Here is a 5,161-nt window from a genome sequence, read left to right as displayed (position 1 = left end):
AGGTGCGCGCGGTGGCCGGGGAACTGCACGCGCGGCTGACGGCCGCGGGTCTGGACGCGGTGCGTCCGGACGCCGCGGTCGTCTCCGTGCGTGCTCCCTCCCCCGAGGCGGCCGTCCGCTGGGCGGCGGACTGCCGGGCGGAAGGGCTTTTCGTGGGGTGTTTCCGTCCCCCGTCCGTGCCCGACGGCGTCTCACGGCTGCGGCTGACCGCCCGCGCGGACCTCTCCGGGGCGGAGCTGGACCGCGCGGTACGGGTGATCGACGCGACACGACCATGAGTCGGCGGGCACGGCCGTGCATCGGCTGATCAGAACGCCGACGTGAACTCCGCCCAGCTCCCCGGGGTGAAGAGCAGTGCGGGGCCGGCGGGGGACTTGGAGTCGCGTACCGCGAGCAGACCCGAATACGGGGCGGTCTCCACGCAGTTGTTCGCTCCGGTGCTGTGACTGCTGCGCAGCCAGCGAGCGATATGCAGTGCGGTTGCGGAAGGAACGTTCCGAGGCGGTGCTGTCATTGGGGGTGCCTCCTTACGCGCCGTCACCTAGCCCGGCGATGAAATCCAACGAGTCCTCGGGTGAAAGGGCGTGGATCTGAAGGTTGGTGAAAGCCTCCGAGTAGGCCTGGAGGTCTTCTTTCCCCTCAAGGTGATGACTACTCGTCAAGTGGTCGAGAACGACCACATCCAGATCAGAAACGCTCGAAAACGAGAAGATGACGAAAGGCCCGGTGAGGCCGATATGCGACCCTGCGGTGAACGGCAGTACCTGGAGCCTCACTTGGGGGAGCCGCGCGTCCTCAAGGAGCCGTTCCAGCTGCGCCGCCATCACCTCGGGCCCGCCCACCTGGCGGCGCAGCACCGCCTCGTCCAGGACGGCGTTCAGCAGCAGCGGCGGATCCCCGCGCAGTACGTCCTGGCGGGCCAGACGCACCTCCACCAGCGTGTCCAACTGCCCTTCGTCCGCGCCCTCCAGCGCCGACCGGGTCACCGCGCGGGCGTACTCGGGGGTCTGGAGCAGCCCCGGGACGACGGTCGTCTCCAGCGTGCGCATCGCGCTCGCCTGCGCCTCCAGGCTGATGAAGTCCCGGTAGGCGGGCGGCAGTACCCCCCGGTAGGCGTGCCACCAGTGGTCCCGGCCGACGGCCTCGTCGGCGCCGGCGAGCACGAGCATCAGCTCCCGGAGCCGCTCGTCGCCCACCCCGTAGGCGTCCAGCAGGAGTTCCACATCGGCCGGTTTCGCACTGCTGGTGCCCGTCTCGATCCGGCTCACCTTCGACTGGTGCCAGCCGACGAGCCGGGCCGCCTCACCGCTCGTCAGCCGGGCCCGATTGCGTAACGAGCGCAGTTCCGCGCCCAGTTTGCGGCGGCGCACCGCGGGGCCGTGTTGCATGCCCTTCTCCTCACTCCCCATTACCTCTCACATGCCGCCCGAATCCGATCTGCCGTAGCAGAGTTCACCGCTTCGGGCGACAGATATATGCACATCTTGGTGGATCGCCGCACAGGACGTCGCGGAAATGGCAGTCTGACGGTGAAGCACCAGTTCCGGGACCGTACTCGAACCATCCGCCTCGTGTCGGACGCCGGTCCCGTGGGAAAGGGACGACGTCGCCATGGCAGACCACCTGGAAGCATCCGTCACCCTGCCGAGCGACCCCGTGTCGGTCGCCGCGGCCCGCACCTTCACCGCGGGCACGCTCGCGGAGTGGGGCCTGCCGCCCGGCGCGGACCTCGCCGAGACCATCCGCCTCATCGTCTCCGAACTCGCCACCAACGCCGTCCAGCACACCCTGGGGCAGTCGCCGACCTTCACCCTCGACCTCGTCCTCGACCGGGACGAACAGGTCAGCGTCGGCGTCACCGACAGCCACCCGCGGTTCCCCAAACGCCTCCCGGCCGCCGTCCAACAGGACAACGGCCGGGGGATGGTGATCATCCGCTCACTGACGGCGGAACGCGGCGGGCGGCTCAAGGTGCGGCCCACCCAGGAGGGCGGCAAGACGGTCTCCATCGAGCTGCCCTGGACGGCCACTGCCCGGCCGTCCTGTCCGGGGACTACTTGACCCGGCCGTACCAGACGCTCTTGGTCCAGATCTTCTGGAGCCGGACCACGTCACCGGTCTTCGGCGAGTGCCACACCTTGCCGGCGCCCGCGTATATGCCCACGTGGTAGACGTTCGAGCCCGAGTGGAAGAAGACCAGATCCCCCGCCTGTCGGCTCGCGGAGGAGATGTGCTTGGTCTTGTTGTACTGCTGGGACGCCGTGCGCGGCAGGGTCTTGCCCGCCTTCTTGAACGCGTACTGCGTGAGCCCCGAGCAGTCGAACCGCTTCGGTCCGGCGGCGCCGTACTTGTACGGGGCGCCCTTCTTGGACGCGGCGATCTGAAGCGCCTTCGTCGACACGGTGGCCGCCTCGGCGCCGGAGGCGACGCCCGGTACGACCACGGAACCGCCCACGGCGGCCAGTGCGAAAGCCGAGACCGTACCGGCTCGGACCATCATCGACGGGACACGATTGAGCGCAGTCATGCGCAACCCTTCGTCAACCGCCTGTGAAGGATGACCTGTCGGATTCGGGCTGGCGAAGTTGGCCCGGCCGTGTCACCACGGCTTCACCCCAAGGGCTGCTCGGCACGGTCATGGCGTGACCGCTCCGGCGACCCGTACTGCCTGGGTCCTCCACTCCTGCCGATGCACTCCTGTCGACCGGTACATCCGGGCGGCGGCAGGACTCGGCGTCCACCCGGATCGCCCCGCCGCTTGTGGCGGGGGCTTGTCGTCAGTCAGGGATCTTGACTCATCCGTGACCGAAATACCCAGCGGAATCGTGGATTTGTGGCCTTACTCACGACTGGGCCATTCGGGTGAACAGTTCAGATCTCGGTCACGTGTCCGTCACCTGCGCACCCGCCGATCAGGGTGGGAATGCCCCGTTCCGCACCCCGTATCCGCAGGCTGCGCAACCCGGGAGGGCCGCCCGGGGGAAACCTCGTTACGCCGAACGGGGGTCGGTTCTACGCCGTCCCCCGCCGCTCACCGACCGGCCGCGGACGGTGCGTCTTCACGCACCCCGCGACAGCCCCGTACGTCGCCGGGAGGGAGCACGGGCGGAGGCACGCGCGCGTGGCGGGAAGAGGCGGCACGCGTGCGTGCTTCTGTGCTTCCCGGGGTGCTTTCAGGGGGTGCCTGTGCCTCAACTCGCGGGCGGCGGCAGGGTTACCCGCGCGGTACGGCGCTCGCCGTCCAGGACGCGCAGCGCCCTCGCGAGGGTCTCGGCGTGCACCTCGTGCTCGCCGCGCTGGTGCATCAGCGTCAGCGCGTCACGCAGCGCCGTCGCCCTCGCCACCAGCGCCTGGGCCGCCCGCAGGCCCCGGTAGGTGTCGCCGTCGCGGCTCGGGTTGATCCGGCCCAGCAGGTCGACGGCCGCCAGGTACTGGTCGATCAGCTCGGCTTCCGCGCGGGTCAGCGCCGGCAGCGGCGGGAGTTCCGGCAGCATCCGCCGTCACCTTCCGGTCGTCCGGCGGACGGGGAGTACGCCGTCGACGACGCCGTACTCCACCGCCGCGCTCGCGTCGAGGACCTTGTCCCGCTCGATGTCCTCCCGCACCTGCTCCGGGGTGCGGCCCGTGTGGCGGACGAGCAGCTCCTCCAGGAGGGCGCGGGTGCGCGTCAGTTCCTCCGCCACGATCGCGAGGTCGCTGGCCTGTCCCTCGAACTCGCCCGCCGGCTCCGGCTGGCCGACGATCACCCGCGCGCCCGGCAGCGCGAACCGCTTCCCCGGCGTGCCCGCCGCCAGCAGGACCGCCGCCGACCGGCCGGCCTGGCCCAGGCAGACCGTCTCCACGTCGCAGCTGACGTACCGCATCGTGTCGTAGATCGCCGACATCGCCGTGAACGAGCCGCCCGGGGAGTTGATGTACAGCGAGATGTCCTGGTCCGGGGCCTGGTGCTCCAGGTGCATGAGCTGGGCCATCACATCGTTCGCCGAGGTGTTGTCCACCGGGGCGCCGAGAAAGACGATCCGTCCCTCCAGGAGCTTGGAGTAGGGGTCCAGCGTGCGGTTGCCGTAGCTCGTGCGTTCGTGGAACTCGGGCAGGACGTGGCGTGCGGCAGGCGGATACATGGGGCCCCTTCCATCATGACGGCGTCCGTGGCGGTGTCTGTAAAAAATGTACAGGACGTACGTGACGTTAGAATGGGGTATGGCCTACGAGATTCCGGTGACGCAAGCCAGGGCTGAACTCGCCGACCTGATCAACCGAGTCGTCTACGGCGGCGAGCGCGTCGTCGTGACCCGCCACGGGAAACCCCTGGTCGCGCTCGTCTCGGCGGCCGATCTGGAGCGCCTCGACGCGCTCGACGCGGCGGTGGTGGAGGAGCCTGTCATCAGCGCCGTCTCGACGGTCCGCGAGGTGGCTTCAGCTCCTCGCGAACGGCAGCGGTTCGGGATCGCGGCGGAGCATCGGGGGCCGGGGGTGGGGTGAGTGCGGTGCGTCGGCGGCTGCGGGCGCGTCGTGGCCGTTCGCGCCCACGCGGCGGAGTCGCACATCGATACAGCCCCGCGCCCCTGAAAGGCGGCTGCGCCCGGTAGAGCTGACCGTGCCCGGTGTGATCGCTGTCGACCGGGCCGGGGACACGGCTGCGGCGCCGCGCGACGCGGGTGCGTCAGGGCGGCGCCGTCGGTGTGCGGTCGTCAGCGGGCCGTGCTCACCTCTCGCCGCGACCCCGCTGCGCGCCCCTTCAGCGCCGAGCCCAGCAACACCGCGCCGAGGCCGATCACCGCCCACCAGGTCAGGGTGAGAGCGGGGGTGAGGGCGGCGGCGCCGTCGAAGAAGGAGACCGAGCGCAGGAGGGTCGCGCCGGCGCCGGGCGGGAGCCACTGGCCGATGGTGCCGGCCGGGGCGGGGAGCATCTGGGGGGCGGAGGAGGCGCCGGAGAAGGGGTTGCCGATCAGCATGAAGGTGGCGGCGGCCAGCGGGACCCCGGCCCGCCCGAGCAGTGCGGACAGCCCGGCGACCGCCGCGCTGATCGCCAGTGTCGCCAGCGCCAGCACACCGGCCTCCGCCCAGCGGTCACCGGTGAGGACGCCCAGCCAGCCGTCCGCGATGCCGGTGGCGACGGCGCCGACCAGTGCGGCCGACCCGAGCAGCGCTGCCACCGCAC

Annotated in this window: 8 protein-coding genes, 1 pseudogene and 1 riboswitch; of the genes and pseudogenes, 3 read left to right on the top strand and 6 right to left on the bottom strand. The window is 70.6% G+C overall.

The window, feature by feature from the left end; translation table 11 throughout:
* A partial coding sequence (locus ACVNF4_RS32260) for an aminotransferase class I/II-fold pyridoxal phosphate-dependent enzyme (RefSeq protein ID WP_461806425.1) occupies window positions 1-278 on the top strand: 278 nt, incomplete at its 5' end.
* 29 nt (window positions 279-307) lie between these two features.
* On the opposite strand, the gene ACVNF4_RS32255 is transcribed toward ACVNF4_RS32260, so the two are convergent.
* Window positions 308-514, bottom strand: a complete 207-nt coding sequence (locus ACVNF4_RS32255) for a DUF397 domain-containing protein (protein ID WP_461806424.1) — start codon at window positions 512-514, stop codon at window positions 308-310.
* 13 nt (window positions 515-527) lie between these two features.
* A complete protein-coding gene (locus tag ACVNF4_RS32250) occupies window positions 528-1,388 on the bottom strand; it encodes a helix-turn-helix domain-containing protein (RefSeq protein WP_461806423.1) in 861 nt (286 codons plus the stop codon).
* A 223-nt stretch (window positions 1,389-1,611) separates the two neighbouring features.
* On the opposite strand from ACVNF4_RS32250, the gene ACVNF4_RS32245 reads away from it, so the two are divergent.
* Window positions 1,612-2,061 carry an ATP-binding protein gene (locus ACVNF4_RS32245; RefSeq protein ID WP_461806422.1) on the top strand — a complete coding sequence of 150 codons (450 nt, stop codon included), beginning with the start codon at window positions 1,612-1,614 and terminating at the stop codon, window positions 2,059-2,061.
* On the opposite strand, the gene ACVNF4_RS32240 is transcribed toward ACVNF4_RS32245, so the two are convergent.
* The 3 genes from ACVNF4_RS32240 to ACVNF4_RS32230 form a co-directional block, all read right to left on the bottom strand.
* Window positions 2,054-2,527, bottom strand: a complete 474-nt coding sequence (locus ACVNF4_RS32240; RefSeq protein WP_461806421.1) for a C40 family peptidase — start codon at window positions 2,525-2,527, stop codon at window positions 2,054-2,056. The genes ACVNF4_RS32245 and ACVNF4_RS32240 overlap by 8 nt on opposite strands.
* 3 nt (window positions 2,528-2,530) lie before the next feature.
* Window positions 2,531-2,713: riboswitch (cyclic di-AMP (ydaO/yuaA leader) on the bottom strand.
* A gap of 478 nt (window positions 2,714-3,191) precedes the next feature.
* Window positions 3,192-3,494, bottom strand: coding sequence for a hypothetical protein (locus ACVNF4_RS32235; RefSeq protein ID WP_461806420.1), 303 nt, complete (start codon window positions 3,492-3,494; stop codon window positions 3,192-3,194).
* 6 nt (window positions 3,495-3,500) lie between these two features.
* Window positions 3,501-4,121 (bottom strand): ATP-dependent Clp protease proteolytic subunit, encoded by a 621-nt coding sequence (locus ACVNF4_RS32230; RefSeq protein WP_461806419.1) that lies wholly within the window; start codon window positions 4,119-4,121, stop codon window positions 3,501-3,503.
* A gap of 79 nt (window positions 4,122-4,200) precedes the next feature.
* On the opposite strand from ACVNF4_RS32230, the gene ACVNF4_RS32225 reads away from it, so the two are divergent.
* Window positions 4,201-4,482: a type II toxin-antitoxin system Phd/YefM family antitoxin gene (locus tag ACVNF4_RS32225; RefSeq protein WP_461806418.1), complete on the top strand. Its 282-nt coding sequence runs from the start codon at window positions 4,201-4,203 to the stop codon at window positions 4,480-4,482.
* Between the two features lie 209 nt (window positions 4,483-4,691).
* On the opposite strand, the pseudogene ACVNF4_RS32220 reads toward ACVNF4_RS32225, so the two are convergent.
* Window positions 4,692-5,161, bottom strand: a pseudogene (locus tag ACVNF4_RS32220) (ABC transporter permease); the annotation flags it as partial.

Source organism: Streptomyces sp. S6 (assembly GCF_054880855.1).
This window is presented reverse-complemented; position numbering and strand designations above follow the sequence as displayed.